Raw genomic sequence first — 17,948 nt, forward strand, 5'->3', positions numbered from 1 at the left:
AAATTAAAGAGATGGAAAGCGTATTCAATGAATATCACACTTGAAAAAATCGATAGAATTATGAAACATTAATTTGATATACTGAAAATAATTGAGGTGAAATCATGATTAAACATCTGACAAAAATATTTTTGATGTTGGCAATTATTGTGTTTTTTATTGGTGTGTTTTTTCAATATCAAGGGGAAGAACCTTCAGCAATTAAGTTGTTTTTAGCCTCCATCATGTTTATGATTTGTGCATTTATCAGTCGTCATAACGACCGTAAAAGAGAGAGATAATGCAATGACAAATTTTTCCGAATGGTTTTTAAGCACTTTTGTATTTTTAATTAAGAGGGTGGTTAAAGAATTTTTTAAATGAACATACAATGTATGAAGTGACATTTATTTTCCTGATGAAAATGAAAGCACTGTTTTTAAGATTTTTTGTCTGAGGATTTAGTGAAAAAGTAATGGTGATTATATTTAAGTTTAGGTTTTAATATGTCCAGTTCAATACAGTGATATTAAAATGAAATAACCTTTATATTGTATTCAGAACAGTTGCGCTTTATTTGATAACTTTGTTATTGTTACCTTGGTACTTGATTACCAAATACCAACTTTTTTTAGTAACAATTTATTTTTAACGTATGAATATTCTTATATGCTTTGAAGCAATGAAGTCATGAACTTGCTACTTCGTAAAAAATATCATCAAGATGTTGATTGCTGGTTTCATAGTTTGGGAGTTATCAGTGTAGAAATATTGACACAAGATAGATATGTGCTATGGACGTGAAAAATTGTTATTTATGTGGATGTTTACTACAGTTATTCTATTTAGTTTTAATTTGAATTTCCTCAATACAGCAAAATGTATTACAACTAAATACCATTTATTATGATGATATGAGTCTTATTTTTAGATGACATAAGCTGTACACATGGTCTTTATTTATAAGGTTATGTTTAGATAATTTGGTTTTGGTTGACACTCAAGACATCGATAACGGCTTGAAAATAAAATAAGGACGTTAAAAGAAAAATTAGGAGGACACGAGACATGCAATTAAAAAAAATCACAAAACGGTATGGTGATAAAACTGTATTAGACGCCATAGATTTTGCATTTAATGATAGTAAAATCGTTGGTTTAATTGGTAAAAATGGTGTAGGTAAAACAACCATCATGAAAATTATGAATGGAAATATTGTAAATTATTCTGGAGAAGTTCAAATTGGTAAAGATGAAAATATTGGTTATTTAATCGAACATCCTAAATTATATGATAATAAAAGCGGGTTATATAACTTAAAACTCTTTGCACATGTATTAGGTAAAGGCTATGACAAAGCGTACACAGAATCAATTATACGTGCGTTTGGTATGGAAACATACATAAAACGTAAAGTAGGAAAATATTCGATGGGGATGAAACAAAAGTTAGCTATTGCGGTGTCATTAATGAATAAACCGAAATATTTAATACTTGATGAGCCAACTAATGGTATGGATCCAGATGGTTCTATAGATGTGTTAAAAACCATTGAAAAACTTGTACATGAGTATGATATGAAAATCCTAATATCAAGTCATAAGCTCGAAGATATTGAATTAATTTGTGACCGTGCTGTTTTTCTAAGAGATGGTCATTTTGTACAAGATATCAACATGGCAGATGGCCAAACATCTGATCAAACGATTGTACATATAGACATCAATGATTTTGACAGAGCCATGGCATTTTTGCAATCGAACTTCAATGTTGTACAAAGTATAAAAGAAAATGGTGAAATCATTTTAAATGCCCAACAAAGTTATCAACCTCTTTTAAAAGGGTTAGCGACGCATCATATTTACCCTCATTTTATCGAAACACGTCGCGCTTCACTAAGGGATACGTATTTCAACATTAATCAAAGAGGTGGCCAATCATGAATATAATGCAATTAATTAAATATGATATCATCAGTATTTTTAAAAGTCCTTTAACTTATATTGCGCTAGTATTAGGCATAGCACCCGTGCTTATAGCGGTGGGGATCAATGTTGGAAATCATAAAGATGTTAATCCAGTCATTATGTTTAGTGTCGGAAAATGGTTCTTTTCACTTATTGGACTCATGTTTGTCGTTAAAACGATTACGAGAGATACTAGCCAAGGAACTATTCAACTTTTCATCAACAATGTGAGAAATCGTGTAAGATATTTTATTGCTAAGTTTATATCCATTTTATTTATATCACTATTGATGACAGGCGTTATCGCATTAATGACATACGTTATTGCGTGGACAACAAAAGGGCCATCATTTGAAGCAAAATACATTTGGGAATTAATTGTATTTTATCTCATGTTGTTTATTATATATGGGCTGGTGCTTTTTTTAATCAATTTATTTGTGCAAAAACCCGCTTTAGTGTATACATTAGGTATTTTACTCCTATTAATATTACCAGTGATTAAACCATTTATCCCATTAATTCCTGAAATTGGGGATAATATAAATGATGCGTTAAAATATATCCCATTCAGTTATTTAAGTGAAATGTCGATGCAGACAGATTTAGATTTTACTAAATGGCAATGGTTCATCAATGCACTGACTATTATTGTGTTATTTATCGTTAATATTATGATTATTAGAAAACGAGATATTTAGTTGTTGATTTGTCTTCTGAGCTGGATCAGCATGCGATTACGATCTCTAAATGGATGTTTTTCATCATAATGACTCAAAAGACTCAGCTCAGGAATCAATCAAAATAATGTATTCACTATATATTTAACTTTTCTTTTGCCTACACCACTTAGTGCTTGTCGATAGTCTTTAATTTGAATAGCCAACAAAGTTCATGAATAAATGAATTTTGTTGGCTATTTTTGGTACAAGTGCTGGGATGTTACATTGTGGAGGGGGCTTTTGACTTTTAAAGCATTTGAAGACATGTGTAACATTAATAAATTTTATATTTACTCAAGAAAGCGTTTACATATTAATGGTTGTGTATTAGAATACTTGTATACAAGTATGAGGTGATGCTATGAATGTACCGGAGAAATGGCTTTATCAACAAAACACAGGTGAAAAAATTGCTAGTGTCTTACGTTTTAATATTATAAATGGTCAATATACTGAACATACCGTATTAACAGAAAATCAAATTGCTCAACAATTTAAAGTGAGTCGTTCACCAGTGCGAGACGCTTTTAAATTACTCAATCAAGAGCACCTCATTCGTTTAGAAAGAATGGGTGCTGAAGTGGTGCCATTTACGACAACGCATCGACAAGAATTAACTGATATACGATTGATGATTGAATCTTTTGCGTTTACAAAAGTGATTGCGAAACAAGATTTAACTGTGCTCCTTCAAGATATGTATCAAACGCTCGAAATGATGCGTGTTTGTGTGAAATTCAAGGATGCTGTTGGATTTGCAGAATACGATTTACAATTTCATGAACATCTTGTTTTCGCATGCCACCACGAGGCGCTCATGCATATATGGCAGTCTATTCGTCAAAAGTTACTTTGCACAGTTTATATAAGCATGGCGACACGAATGGCAACAGATATTGAAGATTTTAACCGTATTATTGACAATCATCTTATGTATATTGAAGCAGTCAAAGATAGACATAACGGGAAAATGTATCAAGCATTTAAAGCAAATTTTAGTGATTTAAATGATAATATTGGCGCATTTTGGAGATTATATTAAAGGAGAGAATTGTGTGAATAGATTAAGTATAGGTGTAGATATTGGAACGACGAATACAAAAGCAGTGTTATATGATGAGAATGGACGTTCGTTAGCACATGCGCAAGCTACCTATTCGCTTCTAACTCCAGATTCCGATATCGCGGAACAAAATCCAGATGATATTTTAGAAGCTGTAAAGACAGTATTGATAAAGGTAATTCGTATGTCTCATCAAGTTGGCTCATTATCATTTATTGCATTAAGTGCACAAATGCACAGTCTCATATTAGTTAATAATAAAATGGCTCCAATTACAAAATCAATCACTTGGGCGGATAATCGGGCAAAACAATGTGCTGAAAGATTGAAAATTCATCAAAAAGGTATGCAAATCTATCATAATACTGGGACGCCAATTCATGCGATGTCACCGTTGTGTAAATTGTTGTGGTTAAAAGAAACGTATCCTGATTTATTCAAATCTGCGTATAAAATGATTGATATTAAAACGTATATCATTTATCACTTAACCGAAGAGTGTGTCATGGATATGTCTATTGCTTCAGCTACAGGACTCTTTAATATTCATCATAAAGAATGGGATGAGGACGCACTCAGTCTTATTGAATTGGAACGTCATAAGTTACCTCATGTTGTTCCAACGACGCATTGTCTTAAATTGACAGAGCAAGTCAAAAATGTATTAAATTTACAAGATTCAATTCCACTTGTGATCGGTGCTAGTGATGGCGTACTTTCAAATTTAGGTGTCAATAGCATCCAACCTGGTGAGGTAGCGGTTACCATTGGCACGTCGGGTGCAATTAGAACAGTAGTTAAAAGACCAGTGCTTGATCCTCTTGGACGGACGTTTTGTTACATATTAGATGAATCGCATTATGTTATTGGGGGACCCGTAAATAATGGCGCTGTTACTTTACAATGGCTAGGTGAAAAAGTGCTTCACAATCCACACCACATGGATGACTGCATCAATTATGAGGACATGTTACAACAGGCAAATTCTGTGCCTATAGGGTCAGATGGGTTAATCTTTCATCCATATTTATCGGGGGAACGTGCACCGATTTGGTCTTCAAATGCGAAAGGATCTTTTATCGGTTTAACTTTAGCCCATCATCAAGGTCATTTAGTCAGAGCAGTAATGGAAGGGGTATTATTTAATTTATACACGGTTCTCATGACGCTCTCTCAAATTTCAAATGTCACACCAACCGTAATTAAAGCGACAGGTGGGTTCTCAAAAAATGTATTGTGGAGACAAATGATGTCAGACATATTTAACTGCCAAGTTATTTTTCCAGAAGATTATGAAAGCTCGTGTCTGGGTGCTGTAATTCTTGGTAAGAAAGCTTTAGGTTATCAAGAAATTTATCAAAATCTATCGCATTGGGTTGGTAGTACATTTTGTCATTATCCACAGGACAAGCATGTAAAACAATATGCAGCACTTGTTTTAATTTTTATGGATATACAAGAGAGATTATTACCCACGTATGATAGTATTGCCGCTTTGCAACAACAATTCACAAATACAATAGATAAGAGGGATCGTAATGATGTATGATATATGGCCACTATTAAGTGTTATGATTGGGATATTATTTTTGTTAGTGTTAATTATGAAACTAAAACTCAACACATTTATTGCATTAATTGTTACAGCTGTACTGACAGGAATTTTGTTAGGCATGCCCCTTGATAAAATTATTGCCACAATTGAAACCGGTATGGGAGGAACGCTTGGACATATTGCATTGATATTTGGTTTAGGTGCGATGTTAGGTAAATTGTTAGCAGATGGTGGTGGTGCGACACAAATAGCGGATACACTCATCTATAAACTAGGTCAAAAGTATGTAATGTGGGCCATGGTTATCGCATCATTTATTATCGGAATCGCATTGTTTTTTGAAGTAGGGCTCGTGCTTTTAATTCCACTTGTGTTTACTATAGCGAAAAGAATGAAAATATCTCAACTTATGATTGGTTTACCAATGGTAACAGCGCTATCTGTGACCCATGGATTTTTACCACCGCATCCTGGTCCGGTTGTTATTGCCAAAGAATTAAATGCAAATATTGGAGAAGTATTGTTATATGGATTTATCGTAGCGATTCCAGTTACAATCATCGCAGGGCCGTTTTTCGTGAAATTGGCACCACGCTTGTCACCACAAGCTTTTCAAAGGGAGGGCGACATTTCTTCATTAGGTGCGACAAAGACATTTCATAAAACGGAATTACCAAGTTTTAAATTGAGTACGTTTACAGCGTTGTTACCCGTGATTTTAATGTTAATGACAACGATATGGCAACTTGTTTCTGGTCATCAGCAAGGTGCTACAAATGTGTTTGAAAGATTTCTATATTTTACAGGTTCTGCAGGAACAGCAATGCTTATTGCAGTATTATTCGCGATTTATAGTATGGGGTTAAAACAACAAAGACGCATGTCAGATATAATGGATTCAGTGACTCAAGCCATATATCCTATAGGGATGATGATTTTAATTATAGGGGGTGGAGGAGCGTTTAAGCAGATTTTAATCGATGGTGGTGTGGGTAAATCGATAGAACATTTTTTTGTCGGCGCACAAATGTCTCCTTTATTACTTGCTTGGCTTGTCGCAGCTTTATTAAGGCTTGCACTAGGGTCTGCAACAGTTGCAGCAATTTCAACTACAGGCATCATACTTCCCTTACTGCAAACCTCTGATGTTAATTTAGCGTTAGTCGTTCTAGCAATCGGTGCGGGTAGTGTATTTTGTTCTCATGTGAATGATGCAGGTTTTTGGATGTTTAAAGAATATTTTGGATTGACTGTTAAAGAAACATTTTTAACATGGTCAATGGTAGAAACGATTATTTCTGTAACAGGGTTTGTTTTCGTATTTCTTTTAAGCCTTTTAGTGTAAAGTGATATGACGAAGGGTATAACATAATAAATATGTTTGAGGTGAATATTATGCCGTGGACGATGTCAGATTATCCCAATAGTTGGAAAAATTTAGATACACTAGAACGCAAAAAAGCCATTGATATCGGTAATGCGATGTTGAAAGAAGGTTATAAAGAATCAGATGTCATACCAATAGCAACATCACAAGCTGAAAAATGGTTTAAAAACGCATCACAATCAGAGAAAGATGAGCTACAACATAAAAATATTACGCAGCATGAAAATGATCAATCTACAAACCCTGATTTAAATGAGCACGATGTACATGTTTACTATGAAAATAACGTTTGGAAAGTTAAAACGGAGACAGCACAACAAGCGAGTGATACGTTTGATTCAAAAAAAGAAGCAATTGAACGTGCTCAGGAGATTGCAAAAAATAAAAATACGCATGTCATTACGCATACAAAAGATTAATATTATAAAAGTGACGGAGATACTCAGTGCCTTAAATTAATGAAGCCAACAAAATTCACTTATTGATGAATGAACATCACCCTGTAAAGCAGACACTTAAAAAGTGAAAACTTTAAAGGGTGATGTTCAAAACTTTGTTGGCTATTATATTTATCTTTATAACGTTTTTATAATGGAAGTGTAAACATCATTCCAAAACGTATGATCAGTTAAATATCGATTACGTATAGTTTGATGGAATTCTTTTTCTTTATCGTCATAAGACTCACTTGATTTATCAGGTAAGTTTTGACGTAATGCGTTTACGAATTTCTCCACAGATAAAGCTCTCGGACCCCAAACAGCCATCTGTTCATAATTTTCATTCATAAAAATATAAATTGGAATTGATCGTGCTCTTCCATTCGTTAAATACTGGTCTATTAAATCCGTGTTTTCATCACGGTAAAAGGCACGCACCTCTAAATCTAACTGTTCAGAAATATGTTTTAATATAGGATTATTCATCATTGCATCCGTACACCAATCTTCAGTTATGATGAGTACATGCTTATACCCCTTACTTTTAATACGTTCTAAACTTTCGCTATCCTTAGGTAAATCAAAACTATTGTAGATACTCAGTAACCCCTCTTTATTAACATGCATATCTTCAATGTATTGATCAATAGGTTTAGCTTGTTGATAATACGTTTTTAAATGCGCCATAAAAAACACCCTCCTTCGTTAAATTTATTATACCAAGCTCAGTATTGAAAGAAAATTAAAAAGATTACAACAAATTAAGAATGTGACATTTACAATACAAATAATGGTACAAGGTTTAAATTTTTATTGACTCAAATTATAATTTTAAGTGTTGAAAATATTATCTGAAAAGGAGGGGAGATTAATGGATAAAATTACATTTTTAAATGAACTAGAGCATCAGCTAAAACGTTTACCTAATGATGTCGTTGATGATATTATGAACCAATATGAAACGCATTTTTATAAAGAAAATGAAAAAGGTAAAACGGATCGTGAGATTATTTTGTCACTTAATAAGCCTAAACATATTGCGAAGAAAAAATATGCAAAATATGCCGTGACAGATGCAGAAAACAAACCTGATTTCGATCACTTAAGACGCGCTGTTCTCGCAACAATTGGTATGAGTATCGTTACATTATTTTTTGTAGTAGTCCCATTAATTTTCCTTCTGTTACTTATTATTATGTCACTGTTTATTTCATTGGGGATGATTCTCGCACCAATTATTGTGTTTCTAGCGCATATATATTCAGGATTATCACAATTTTCATTGAGTAATTATCTGTTTAGCTTTGCGTATACAGGTTTAGGATTAATGTTTTTAGTTATCATTATTAAAATAGTGTGTTTCTTACGCAAAGCATTATTGAAATATTTAAAATGGAATATAAATTTTATTAAAAAAGGAACATTTCAATCATGAAACGATTATTTTTAACAGGATTAACAATGTTTCTCGTCTTTTTTTCATTGGGATCAATCGTATGGTTTTTGTTTGAAGCGCATCATAGTCAAACACAAACTACTGAAAAAGCGTATAAGAGTGGCAATATTGAAAGATTAAATGTCGATGCAAATAATGCAGATGTGTATATAAAAAAGGGGCAGCATTTTCATGTGAATTATGATGGTAAAGCCAAAATTAATATTTCCAAACAAAATGAAACATTACAAATCTCTGATAGTCAAGCATCTAGAAAACGTATGTTAGATGTCAATCCATTTAATAAATCGAAAGAGCGCTTAGAAATTACAATTCCGGATAAAGAACTCAATGAATTAAATATAACCACTCGAGTAGGAGAAGCGTATATTAATGATGTAAAAAGTAGAAATGTTATGATTTGGTATGAATCTACTGGTCAGATAAATATAGATAACTGTTACTTTGACCGTAATAGTATTAAGGCAAAAGACTCACTTGTAAATATTTCTGATAGTAATCTTTCGGATTCTGATATATCAGTTTTAAAAGGAAAAATTACTGTCAATCAAACGCTAGTACGAAAAAGTGTATTTAAAGTGAATGAAGGAAGTATGGTTCTGAACAATATGAAACCAGAATGTGATTTTAAAGGGTCTGTGAATCACGGGGATATTTCCATGCATTATGTAAAGCCACCTAAAGACGTGATGTTGAAGTTAACCCCTGAGAAAGGAAATATAAATGTGAATGCATCTCATTTACATCAAGGTAAAAATGGTAAAGGTACGCATTTAATCGAACTTTATACAAATCATGGTGACATAAACATAAATTAATGTATGTAGAAACGCACTCAAACAACATGTAAAGTTTGGGTGCGTTCCTTTTCGATTAGTTATTGGGAATAGCGTTTTAATGTGTTGCAAATGGAATATTTGTATCTATTTTACCCTTTAAATGTGTATATAAGATTGGTTCGCCTTGAAGCCAATTTTTAAAATTGATAGCAATCGGCGCTTGATTCTCGCCTAAACTTATCCACGCTGTAAGTGACTGTGGTTCATACATGGTGGTATGAATGGTTCCACTCCAACTCTTAAATAATTTACTATAAATACCGAATTTTGGGTCATTAAAACGTTTGAACACTTCAAAACGATCAACCGCTGATTGTAAGTTTTGTTCTAGTCGGTTTAATCTGTCTTCAGACTCTTTAGTGTAGTTTCTGTTTTCATGAGTTAATAGTTTAAAATGATTGGTACATGTATGGTCGTAGCGTACTTCAATATTTCTTGGCGTCACTTCAACTATAGCATGGGCGCCTGATTGATCTTGTAAAATATAACTGAATGAACTTCGATGGGGGATGGATTTCAGTAATGAAATGCCTTCATCAATGTTACGACATGTTTCTAAAACGAGACGACCAACCATATAACAAACAAAACCATTTGCTGGTTTTTTTCGATGCATAAAATTATATGCCATAACTAGTCCGTGTTCATTCATACCATCCATACGGCCAGTCGTACGTGACATCGGTCCTATTTGTGCATAGCCACCATCCGAAGGGCGATATAATTGATAGCGACCATCGTATGTGGCTGGATGGTAATCATAATTTCTAACAAGGAAATCAGAACCAACAAACACTGTACAGCCACTTTCAGGTAACTCTGTAAACCGGTAATGTGCAAAATTTAAGATAGCTTGTTTAGTAGAGATATTTAAAGTGTCTTGAATGCCCTTGATTTCTTCCCAAATGGCTGGAGCGTATTTTTGAAAAATGAGATAGGTTTCATTTATATCAATGTCGAAACGAGGTACCCGTTTTTTCCATTCTTGTTCTCTATTTTTTAGCATTTTAGTTTGTTGCATCCAATGTGCAACGAAAACGCCATACTCATAATGAGATCCTTCAAAAGTTTGTATATCAATATGCACATCTTGCATTGGTCATAACCCTTTCTGAAATCTATTTAACACAATTTGTTACGATGTTGTAATACTACATTAATGGAAATTGTTTATAAACACTCATATAATAACATTATCTACAATTATAATTATTGAATAGCTCGGTTAAGGAGTGATTATAATGTGGCTTGAGGCATATTTACGGACGAAGCGATGGTTTTATCGCAATTTTTACAGTTAAATCAGTGTAAACGAAAAAGATTGTTACAAACTTGAGGCAACCGTTTCAAGTGGGGTAACAATCTTTTTTATTATACGTCTGTAACATTCGGTGTGATGTAAACGGTTTTGATTTGGTTGTTTTTACTGGCGTTATCGCCAAATGTTACTGTTACTAATGTTTTCGTCGTTTTCTTGTAATCTTGATCTTCGTTTGTGTAAGTATAAAACATAATCATTTGATTGCCGTGGATGTGTGCGCGATGAATCATTTCGAAATTCCACTGTAATTGGGGGTCAGCTTCAACGGCTGACATTCGAGTTGCTAACAAATGTATAAGACGTGATTTATTTAAAGCAATGGGATCCCCAAAATCATTGATATAATATGCAGAAACCGCATCATCAATCATGTCTGTCACACTTTTAAGATCATGGTTTTTCCAAGAATTTAGAAATGATATATAAGGCATTGGCGTTACCTCTTTCATACTATTATTGTATTTAATGTAACATATTTCGAATACGATATGAACATTTAGGAGTAATCATAGTAGAAAGGGGTATAAGTTTATCGTGACATAATGATTATGTTATAATCATACATAGATAGACTAAACATTGGGATTTTGAGGTGAAAATTTATGTGTAAATTTATTGCTGGTATCTTCAAAGTTTTCTTTGCTTTAATGCTTGTAATGACTGTGCTCATAGGCTTGGGTGCTGCAGTATTAGCGTTTGTATTTAAAAAAGATTTTGAAGATATTGAAAACAAAACGAAACAAATTATTGCAGATATTGAATCTAATCAAACGTAATCTAAAACGAACACAATTATGTGTTCGTTTTTTATTTTTCATTTTAAATTTGTTCAAATGCATAATTATTAGTCTACATTGATTGAGTTTTGTTGAATAATTTCATATTTAAGGGTAAGGTGATGATTTTGTATCAAAGTCAAAATGTGTTAATTTCTTATAAATTAAATGCCCAGACATCTATGCAAGTAAAAGAGTTGGATTGCCAACTTAGAAATCATCATTTAGAAAGACCAATGCCTAACAAAGTCATTGATCAAATTTTTCAAACACATGTGTATGCGCGTAATATTATCATCGGTGTTAGTCAAGATTCTATAATGATATCGAGTGCAGAGCGGTTTAAAACGCAGCTGGAAGATTACTTACATAAACAAGGCGCTTATCCTTTCATTGTTAAAATTGTAACTTGGAATGACCATAGCAAAAATATGAAAAAATTTGAGCGTGCATTTGTTGAACATGAACCAGATCTTTGGTTTGTCTTTTCAAATGCATTAGGTTTTTCACGTTTGCTCAAACGACTATATCGAAATGAGTATTTTGATGCATCTCGAACATATTGTTTAAGTAACCTTTGTTCAAACTCTCTTCTCCACACTATGGGAGAAAAATACTTTGAAGGTATGAAAGGTGTAACCCCTTCAGGACGATCATGGCATGTCAATCAAGGTGAAATACAAATATTAACTTCTTAATATCGCCTTTACCATCTTTTTGATAAACTATAATCAAGGATTAATTACAATAAAGGAGGAAACGGTATGGCTTCAAAAGGTTATATTGGCTCATATACGAAAAAAGAGGGTAAGGGATTATATTATTTTGAATTAGATGAAAAGGCCAATCGCATTTCAAACATTGATACAGCATATGAAATTAATGCATCTACATATTTTGACATTTATGAGCATACACTTGTTGCTATTACAAAAAATGATACACGAAGTGGCATCGCTACATTTAACATTAAGGAAGATGGTCAATTAGAAAAAGTAAGCGAATGTTTAGAGTCTGTAAAGGGATCAGGTTGCTATGTATCCTTCTCGCCAGATGGGGAGTTTATTTTTGAAGCGGTATATGGTGATGGCATTGCGCGTATTTATGAATTTGATAAAACTACACAAAAGGTCACTCGATTAATTGAAGAAGTGTTTCATGAGTATCCGAAAGGCCCCAATGTTGATCGTCAAGATCAATCACATGTACATTACTTGGAAGTGACACCTGAACAAAAATATGCTGTTGCGGTGGATTTAGGTTCAGATTTAATTGTTGCATATCATTATGGGCAGCATGGGTTAGAAGTCGCACATCGTACCCAAATGCTACCTGGAGATGGCCCACGTCATATTGCTTACCACAAAACAGGTGCTTACGCTTATGTTGTTAATGAATTATCTAATACTGTTGTCGTGATGGCATACAATGATGGCCAATTTAAAGAAATGGAACGCCATTTAACTATTCCCAAAGCGTATTTACAGCCAACTAAATTAGCAGCAGTGCACATTTCTGAAGATCAGCGTTTTATGTATATTAGTAACCGTGGTCACGATAGTATTGCGATTTTCGAAATACGAAATGATGGTGCTAATTTAAAATTTGTGGATATTGTTTCAACAGGGGGTGTGTCTCCTAGAGACTTTAATCTTTCACCAACAGGACAACACCTGGTCGTTGCGCATCAAGATGAGGAATGTCAAGTGGTTGTATTTGTACGTAATATAGAGAATGGCATGCTTACAAAAAGTGATGATTCAACTTCTGCTCAAGAAGGCGTTTGTGTAAAATTTTTGAAGTGAGTTTTAGATAAATGATTTCGTGGCAGAATGGCAATTGCAGAATCGATGATTAAATAATAGATTTTGAGAAAATGCATATTTAAATAGCCTTCAAAGTTCATCTAACGTGAAGTTTGAAGGCTTTTTTCGGAGTCATGATTTGTTTTTGGTAAAAAGTTGCTTAATCATATTAAATTTTCCTTTATAAGGTGGAAATAAAATGCCTGTTTCAAGCTTTGTCGTTTTAAAAATATAGGGTTTTTCATGAGTGAATGTGTCAAAAGTATATTTTCCGTGGTAACGACCTATTCCCGATGCACCGACACCGCCAAAAGGTAACTTAGGGTTCGCCAATTGTAGAAGTGTATCATTTACAGCACCACTTCCAAATGAAAGGGTGTCTAACACTAAGGTAGAAAAATTTTCGTCCTCTGTAAAAACGTACAATGCTAACGGTTTAGGCCGGGACTGTAACCATGATAATGCAGTATCAAAAGATTGATAAGTAACGATTGGCAGTAATGGTCCAAAAATTTCTTCTTGCATAATGTCGTCTGATGGATGAATATTATCGAGGATTGTGGGTTCAATAAATCTTGATGATTGATCTTTAGCGCCACCAATTACGATTTGATCTTTATGAGTTTCTAACAATGTCGATAGACGATGGAAATGTTGATCATTCACAATGCGACCTAAATCGTGACTTTTTTGAGGGTTTGTACCATAAAATTCTTTGAGTGTTGTACGCATGGCATCGATAAAATCATCTTTGATTGACTCATCAATAAGTACATAGTCCGGTGCGACACACGTTTGACCAAGGTTCAAAAATTTACCAAAACAAATACGTTCACTAGCAACTTTTAAATTTGCGGTTTTATCTATGATTGTTGGAGATTTGCCACCCAACTCTAAAGTGACGGGTGTAAGGTGTTTACTTGCTGCTTCATACACGATTTGACCCACTTTCGTACTCCCTGTAAAGAAGATGTGATCAAAAGGTAAAGCTAATAAAGATTGAATGGTATCTTTACCGCCTTGAATCACTGACACGTGTGTTTCTTCAAAAGTGGCTTCTATAATGGATTGAATCACTTTTGATACATTTGGTGTTAACTCTGAGGGTTTAACGACGGCAGTATTGCCAGCAGCAATCGCACCAATTAATGGTTCCATCACGAGTTGGAAAGGGTAGTTGAAAGGACCGATAATTAACACGGTGCCTAAGGGTTCTTTCATTAGGAAGCTTTTTGCTGGGAATAAGAAAAAGGGTGTCTCCACAGCACGCTTTCGAGCCCACTTTTTGAGATCTTTACGATAATGATTTATTGAGTTTAAAATGTAACCAATTTCTGTTGCAAACGCTTCTACAGAATGTTTGCCTAGATCCTCTTTTAACGCTTGATACAATGCCTTCTCATGAAGTTTTATATTTTTCTTCAACTCTTTTAATTTTTGTTTCCTAAATGCAAGCGGCTTTGTTGCTTGTGATTTAAAATAAGTTTCTGATGCATCAAAAAGCATTTGATAATTCAAAATCTATCCCTCCTTAAAAGTTATAAAAAAGGGTTGAGACATTTCTTAACCCTTTATGTCTCAACCGTTCGTGTTATGTTTTTTTTAAGTGTGATAATGATGGTTCACGTTCAAATTGTGCGTGGACATATGAACAAGATGGAATGATTTTTAAATCTTCATCTTGTGCTTTTTTAATGATGGCATTAAACAATTGTTTCGCGACACCTTGACCTCTTAAGCAAGGATCTACAAAGGTATGGTTTACATCTATCGTTTTCGCATCTACAAAAGTATAAGTGATTTCAGCATCGGGGGATGTTTCATTTTTTCCGACGTAAAATTTATGATGGCCTTCATTAATTAAAATTGACATAATATCACCTTCACTACGTTTATGATAATGCGTCAGTAACTTGAGGAACAATTTGTTTCTTACGTGAAACGACACCTGGTAAAAATGCAGTGTTATTATCTAGCGTTGTGTTAAAAGCATTTGCGATTTTGTCAGTATCAGCACCTGTCACTAATATTTTAGAATCACTATTTAAAATGTCAGTGACAACTAAAATGAATGATGTATAATTGTGCTCTGCGATTTCTTTATTCATTGCATTTTCTAATGCTTCTTGACGGGCCATAACTTCATCGATGTCTACCGTATTAACTTGCGCAATTCGTACGGTACGTTCACCCATGTCAAATGATTTTGCATCTTTATTAAGTAATTGCGCTTCAGTACTATCTTTTGTAGAAGCACCTGCTTTTAACATATCAAGACCATATTGGTCAACGTCTACATTAGCAATGCTTGCTAGTGCGCGCGCTGCGTTTACATCTTGTTCTGTACATGTTGGCGATTTAAATAAAAGACTGTCAGAGACAATGGCAGAAATCATTAAGCCGGCAATTTCAGGTTTGATTTCATAACCACGTTCATTATACATTTTGTAAAGGATAGTCGCCGTACATCCAACTGGCTCAGCACGGTAGTATAGTGGACCAGCTGTTTCAAAGTTAGCTATACGATGATGATCAATGACATGTTTGACATTTGCTTTGTTAATCGTTTCAGCACTTTGTTGGAATTCGTTGTGATCGACTAAAATAACCTCTTGATTTGTGAGATCATCAGTTAAAAGCTCAGGTGCTTCAACTTTAAAATAATCTAATGCATATTGCGTTTCAGGAGCAACATCGCCTAAGCGATATGCTTTAGCGTCTTTATTGCCGTGAAGTTGTTCGAAGTCTGCCATAATAATCGCTGATGTAATGGCATCTGTATCTGGATTTTGATGTCCGAAAATGTATGTTGTCATTTTGATAAACTCCTTATATCTTTACTGTTAATTTAATTCATATTTTAGCACGGCACATCAGTGTTATTCCACTGTTGCGCCTAAAGTATTTTTAAAATGAGCAAGTGCCCATTCGTGTCCTAATTCGTTAAATGAAGCTACGCCATCTTTAGGAATAATTAATTGATAATTTAAATTATAAGCAGTTGAAGCTGTATGTAAGACACAGATATCTGTACATACCCCAACAATTTCTAAAGTATCAATTTTTCTTTCTCTTAATAAAGTATCTAAAGGTGTGCCAAAGAAAGAATCATAGCGTCTTTTATCAATAAAAAAAACATGTTCTTCATGTTCTATCTTCTGAAAAATAGAACCTACACGACCATATAACTTTCGTCCTTCAGTACCTATAATGTTATGTGGAGGAAAACTTTTAGACTCTGGGTGGGTAGGATCGTTCTCGAAATGTAAATCCATCATAAAAAAAATATTGTCTCTCATTTCATGATACTGTTGGATTCGATCTACAATGTACCCTTCGATGGCTTGACCAGCGCCCCCACAAGTCAATTTTCCATTGTCTGCGATGAAGTCATTAGAATAGTCAACTACGATTAAAGCTTTTTTTGACATAATGTCCTCCTAAAATTGGGTATACTATTTATAAATCAGAGATGTTTATAGTATAACCTAAATATGAAAGGATACTAGACCTATGTTGAAAAATGTTAAAAAATTTGGAGCAAAAACAAAAAATAAATGGTTTGATACGATTGGAATACAACGGGCATTAAATGTTGTCGCTAAACAAGGTGGGGGGACGGTCTATATTCCAAAAGGGGAATATCACATTGCGAAAGCTTTAAAAATATATCGCAATACGACCTTGAAATTAGATCCTGAAGCCGTATTATTGCGTAAAGGGCGTGACGCTTTATTAAAAAATGGGTCCAGTCGTAAACACTATTACAGATATGAAGGAAATGGCTTTATCAAAATAGAAGGCGGTACGTTTGATATGAATGGGACGGAATATCCGTATAATAATACCGCAATGTGTTTAGGGCATGCACGTGAAATAGAAGTATCACATGTCACATTTAAAAATATAGTAGGTGGACATGGCATCGATGCTTGCGGGTTAGATGGCGTTCATATTCATGATTGTCAATTTTTAGGGTTTGCCGATTATGAAGGCGATCGATGGTTTTCAGAAGCGATTCAACTTGATTTGTTTATTGAAGGCGCTTTTCCAAAATTTGGAGTGAATGATGGTACCATTACAAAAAATGTAGTGATAGAAAGATGTTATTTTGGTAATTCTGGTGAAGGGAAAATGGGACCATGGAATAGAGCGATTGGGTCGCATGCGAGTCGACTGTTCCATTTTTATGAAAATATAGTGATACAACATAACGTTTTTGAAAATACAAAAGAATATGCGCTCACGCCGTTAAAGTCTAAAAATGTGATGATAGCTTATAATACGTTTTTAAATTGTGCAGGTGTACTGCGGTATTTAGGTGTATACAAAGGAAAACATATGGCTTCCTTAGATGGTCGTATAGAAGGAAAAGAGGGGGGCAAACATTTAGTGTTTATCCATAATACGATTAAAAATACAACAACATTGGATACATTGCATATACGAAGTCATAAAGATGCACCACATCGCTACGTTAATATACTAAATAATACATTTTCAGGTGAAAATAATCCGATACAAATTACTGGCTCGAATGATGTGTATATTTACGATAATGAAAATTTACCACATATAAAACAAAATACGGTTGGAAACCTTTTTCAAAATTAAAGCGAAACCCATTAAAACGTTTA

The 17,948-nt window shown here is 33.9% G+C and carries 20 protein-coding genes; 13 read left to right on the forward strand and 7 right to left on the reverse strand.

From position 1 onward, the window contains the following. Window positions 1-107 precede the first annotated feature (107 nt). The 7 genes from SHYC_RS12255 (at window position 108) to SHYC_RS04090 (ending at window position 7,093) form a co-directional block, all read left to right on the forward strand. A complete protein-coding gene (locus tag SHYC_RS12255; RefSeq protein ID WP_371130648.1) occupies window positions 108-281 on the forward strand; it encodes an SE1626 family protein in 174 nt (57 codons plus the stop codon). Between the two features lie 766 nt (window positions 282-1,047). Next, on the forward strand, window positions 1,048-1,923 hold the full coding sequence (gene pmtC, locus SHYC_RS04065; protein ID WP_039644728.1) for a phenol-soluble modulin export ABC transporter ATP-binding protein PmtC: 876 nt from the start codon (window positions 1,048-1,050) through the stop codon (window positions 1,921-1,923). Then, the gene (pmtD, locus tag SHYC_RS04070) at window positions 1,920-2,648 is read left to right on the forward strand and encodes a phenol-soluble modulin export ABC transporter permease subunit PmtD (RefSeq protein WP_039644729.1); all 729 of its coding nucleotides are present in this window, start codon (window positions 1,920-1,922) and stop codon (window positions 2,646-2,648) included. The genes pmtC and pmtD overlap by 4 nt, the downstream gene beginning before the upstream one ends. 382 nt (window positions 2,649-3,030) lie before the next feature. After that, the gene (locus SHYC_RS04075; protein ID WP_039644730.1) at window positions 3,031-3,711 is read left to right on the forward strand and encodes a GntR family transcriptional regulator; all 681 of its coding nucleotides are present in this window, start codon (window positions 3,031-3,033) and stop codon (window positions 3,709-3,711) included. A gap of 13 nt (window positions 3,712-3,724) precedes the next feature. Then, entirely contained in the window at window positions 3,725-5,281 is a 1,557-nt protein-coding gene (locus tag SHYC_RS04080) for a gluconokinase (protein ID WP_039644732.1), read from the forward strand. Beyond that, window positions 5,271-6,632, forward strand: coding sequence for a gluconate:H+ symporter (locus SHYC_RS04085; protein ID WP_039644733.1), 1,362 nt, complete (start codon window positions 5,271-5,273; stop codon window positions 6,630-6,632). Before SHYC_RS04080 ends, SHYC_RS04085 begins: the two co-directional genes overlap by 11 nt. A 50-nt stretch (window positions 6,633-6,682) precedes the next feature. Beyond that, a complete protein-coding gene (locus SHYC_RS04090; protein WP_039644735.1) occupies window positions 6,683-7,093 on the forward strand; it encodes a DUF2188 domain-containing protein in 411 nt (136 codons plus the stop codon). Between the two features lie 156 nt (window positions 7,094-7,249). Here SHYC_RS04090 and SHYC_RS04095 read toward each other — a convergent pair whose 3' ends face one another. Continuing rightward, window positions 7,250-7,801 (reverse strand): thioredoxin family protein, encoded by a 552-nt coding sequence (locus SHYC_RS04095; protein WP_039644737.1) that lies wholly within the window; start codon window positions 7,799-7,801, stop codon window positions 7,250-7,252. 184 nt (window positions 7,802-7,985) lie between these two features. On the opposite strand from SHYC_RS04095, the gene SHYC_RS04100 reads away from it, so the two are divergent. Together SHYC_RS04100 and SHYC_RS04105 are read left to right on the forward strand one after the other, a co-directional pair. Further along, window positions 7,986-8,549 carry an HAAS signaling domain-containing protein gene (locus SHYC_RS04100; RefSeq protein WP_039644739.1) on the forward strand — a complete coding sequence of 188 codons (564 nt, stop codon included), beginning with the start codon at window positions 7,986-7,988 and terminating at the stop codon, window positions 8,547-8,549. Next, window positions 8,546-9,388: a DUF4097 family beta strand repeat-containing protein gene (locus SHYC_RS04105; protein ID WP_039644741.1), complete on the forward strand. Its 843-nt coding sequence runs from the start codon at window positions 8,546-8,548 to the stop codon at window positions 9,386-9,388. Before SHYC_RS04100 ends, SHYC_RS04105 begins: the two co-directional genes overlap by 4 nt. Before the next feature lie 76 nt (window positions 9,389-9,464). Here SHYC_RS04105 and SHYC_RS04110 read toward each other — a convergent pair whose 3' ends face one another. Together SHYC_RS04110 and SHYC_RS04115 are read right to left on the reverse strand one after the other, a co-directional pair. Further along, on the reverse strand, window positions 9,465-10,505 hold the full coding sequence (locus SHYC_RS04110) for a C45 family autoproteolytic acyltransferase/hydrolase (RefSeq protein WP_039644743.1): 1,041 nt from the start codon (window positions 10,503-10,505) through the stop codon (window positions 9,465-9,467). 275 nt (window positions 10,506-10,780) lie between these two features. Further along, on the reverse strand, window positions 10,781-11,161 hold the full coding sequence (locus SHYC_RS04115; protein ID WP_039644745.1) for a hypothetical protein: 381 nt from the start codon (window positions 11,159-11,161) through the stop codon (window positions 10,781-10,783). A 171-nt stretch (window positions 11,162-11,332) separates the two neighbouring features. On the opposite strand from SHYC_RS04115, the gene SHYC_RS12340 reads away from it, so the two are divergent. The 3 genes from SHYC_RS12340 to pglS all read left to right on the forward strand — a co-directional run bounded on the left by SHYC_RS12340 (window position 11,333) and on the right by pglS (window position 13,311). After that, window positions 11,333-11,506 (forward strand): hypothetical protein, encoded by a 174-nt coding sequence (locus SHYC_RS12340; protein WP_167694569.1) that lies wholly within the window; start codon window positions 11,333-11,335, stop codon window positions 11,504-11,506. A 146-nt stretch (window positions 11,507-11,652) separates the two neighbouring features. Further along, the gene (locus SHYC_RS04120) at window positions 11,653-12,204 is read left to right on the forward strand and encodes a hypothetical protein (RefSeq protein ID WP_158484631.1); all 552 of its coding nucleotides are present in this window, start codon (window positions 11,653-11,655) and stop codon (window positions 12,202-12,204) included. Between the two features lie 66 nt (window positions 12,205-12,270). Further along, entirely contained in the window at window positions 12,271-13,311 is a 1,041-nt protein-coding gene (gene pglS, locus SHYC_RS04125) for a 6-phosphogluconolactonase (protein WP_039644747.1), read from the forward strand. Between the two features lie 132 nt (window positions 13,312-13,443). On the opposite strand, the gene SHYC_RS04130 is transcribed toward pglS, so the two are convergent. The 4 genes from SHYC_RS04130 to SHYC_RS04145 all read right to left on the reverse strand — a co-directional run bounded on the left by SHYC_RS04130 (window position 13,444) and on the right by SHYC_RS04145 (window position 16,742). After that, window positions 13,444-14,832, reverse strand: coding sequence for an aldehyde dehydrogenase (locus tag SHYC_RS04130; RefSeq protein WP_371129331.1), 1,389 nt, complete (start codon window positions 14,830-14,832; stop codon window positions 13,444-13,446). A 70-nt stretch (window positions 14,833-14,902) separates the two neighbouring features. After that, a complete protein-coding gene (locus SHYC_RS04135) occupies window positions 14,903-15,184 on the reverse strand; it encodes a GNAT family N-acetyltransferase (RefSeq protein WP_039644750.1) in 282 nt (93 codons plus the stop codon). A gap of 19 nt (window positions 15,185-15,203) precedes the next feature. Next, on the reverse strand, window positions 15,204-16,127 hold the full coding sequence (locus tag SHYC_RS04140) for a manganese-dependent inorganic pyrophosphatase (protein WP_039644752.1): 924 nt from the start codon (window positions 16,125-16,127) through the stop codon (window positions 15,204-15,206). Between the two features lie 63 nt (window positions 16,128-16,190). Continuing rightward, entirely contained in the window at window positions 16,191-16,742 is a 552-nt protein-coding gene (locus SHYC_RS04145) for a cysteine hydrolase family protein (protein WP_039644754.1), read from the reverse strand. An 82-nt stretch (window positions 16,743-16,824) separates the two neighbouring features. Here SHYC_RS04145 and SHYC_RS04150 point away from each other — a divergent pair, with 82 nt between their 5' ends. Then, window positions 16,825-17,925 (forward strand): glycosyl hydrolase family 28-related protein, encoded by a 1,101-nt coding sequence (locus SHYC_RS04150; protein WP_039644755.1) that lies wholly within the window; start codon window positions 16,825-16,827, stop codon window positions 17,923-17,925. Window positions 17,926-17,948 lie beyond the last annotated feature (23 nt).

The sequence above is a fragment of the Staphylococcus hyicus genome (genome assembly GCF_000816085.1).
In the GTDB taxonomy this organism is placed as follows: domain Bacteria; phylum Bacillota; class Bacilli; order Staphylococcales; family Staphylococcaceae; genus Staphylococcus; species Staphylococcus hyicus.

Bases quoted from the DNA above. Each gene is read 5' to 3' on its own strand.
- pmtC (WP_039644728.1), top strand. From the start codon at position 1,048: ATGCAATTAAAAAAAATCACAAAACGGTATGGTGATAAAACTGTATTA.
- pmtD (WP_039644729.1), top strand. From the start codon at position 1,920: ATGAATATAATGCAATTAATTAAATATGATATCATCAGTATTTTTAAA.
- SHYC_RS04075 (WP_039644730.1), top strand. From the start codon at position 3,031: ATGAATGTACCGGAGAAATGGCTTTATCAACAAAACACAGGTGAAAAA.
- SHYC_RS04085 (WP_039644733.1), top strand. From the start codon at position 5,271: ATGATGTATGATATATGGCCACTATTAAGTGTTATGATTGGGATATTA.
- SHYC_RS04090 (WP_039644735.1), top strand. From the start codon at position 6,683: ATGCCGTGGACGATGTCAGATTATCCCAATAGTTGGAAAAATTTAGAT.
- SHYC_RS04095 (WP_039644737.1), bottom strand. From the start codon at position 7,801: ATGGCGCATTTAAAAACGTATTATCAACAAGCTAAACCTATTGATCAA.
- SHYC_RS04100 (WP_039644739.1), top strand. From the start codon at position 7,986: ATGGATAAAATTACATTTTTAAATGAACTAGAGCATCAGCTAAAACGT.
- SHYC_RS04105 (WP_039644741.1), top strand. From the start codon at position 8,546: ATGAAACGATTATTTTTAACAGGATTAACAATGTTTCTCGTCTTTTTT.
- SHYC_RS04110 (WP_039644743.1), bottom strand. From the start codon at position 10,505: ATGCAAGATGTGCATATTGATATACAAACTTTTGAAGGATCTCATTAT.
- SHYC_RS04115 (WP_039644745.1), bottom strand. From the start codon at position 11,161: ATGCCTTATATATCATTTCTAAATTCTTGGAAAAACCATGATCTTAAA.
- SHYC_RS12340 (WP_167694569.1), top strand. From the start codon at position 11,333: ATGTGTAAATTTATTGCTGGTATCTTCAAAGTTTTCTTTGCTTTAATG.
- pglS (WP_039644747.1), top strand. From the start codon at position 12,271: ATGGCTTCAAAAGGTTATATTGGCTCATATACGAAAAAAGAGGGTAAG.
- SHYC_RS04135 (WP_039644750.1), bottom strand. From the start codon at position 15,184: ATGTCAATTTTAATTAATGAAGGCCATCATAAATTTTACGTCGGAAAA.
- SHYC_RS04140 (WP_039644752.1), bottom strand. From the start codon at position 16,127: ATGACAACATACATTTTCGGACATCAAAATCCAGATACAGATGCCATT.
- SHYC_RS04145 (WP_039644754.1), bottom strand. From the start codon at position 16,742: ATGTCAAAAAAAGCTTTAATCGTAGTTGACTATTCTAATGACTTCATC.
- SHYC_RS04150 (WP_039644755.1), top strand. From the start codon at position 16,825: ATGTTGAAAAATGTTAAAAAATTTGGAGCAAAAACAAAAAATAAATGG.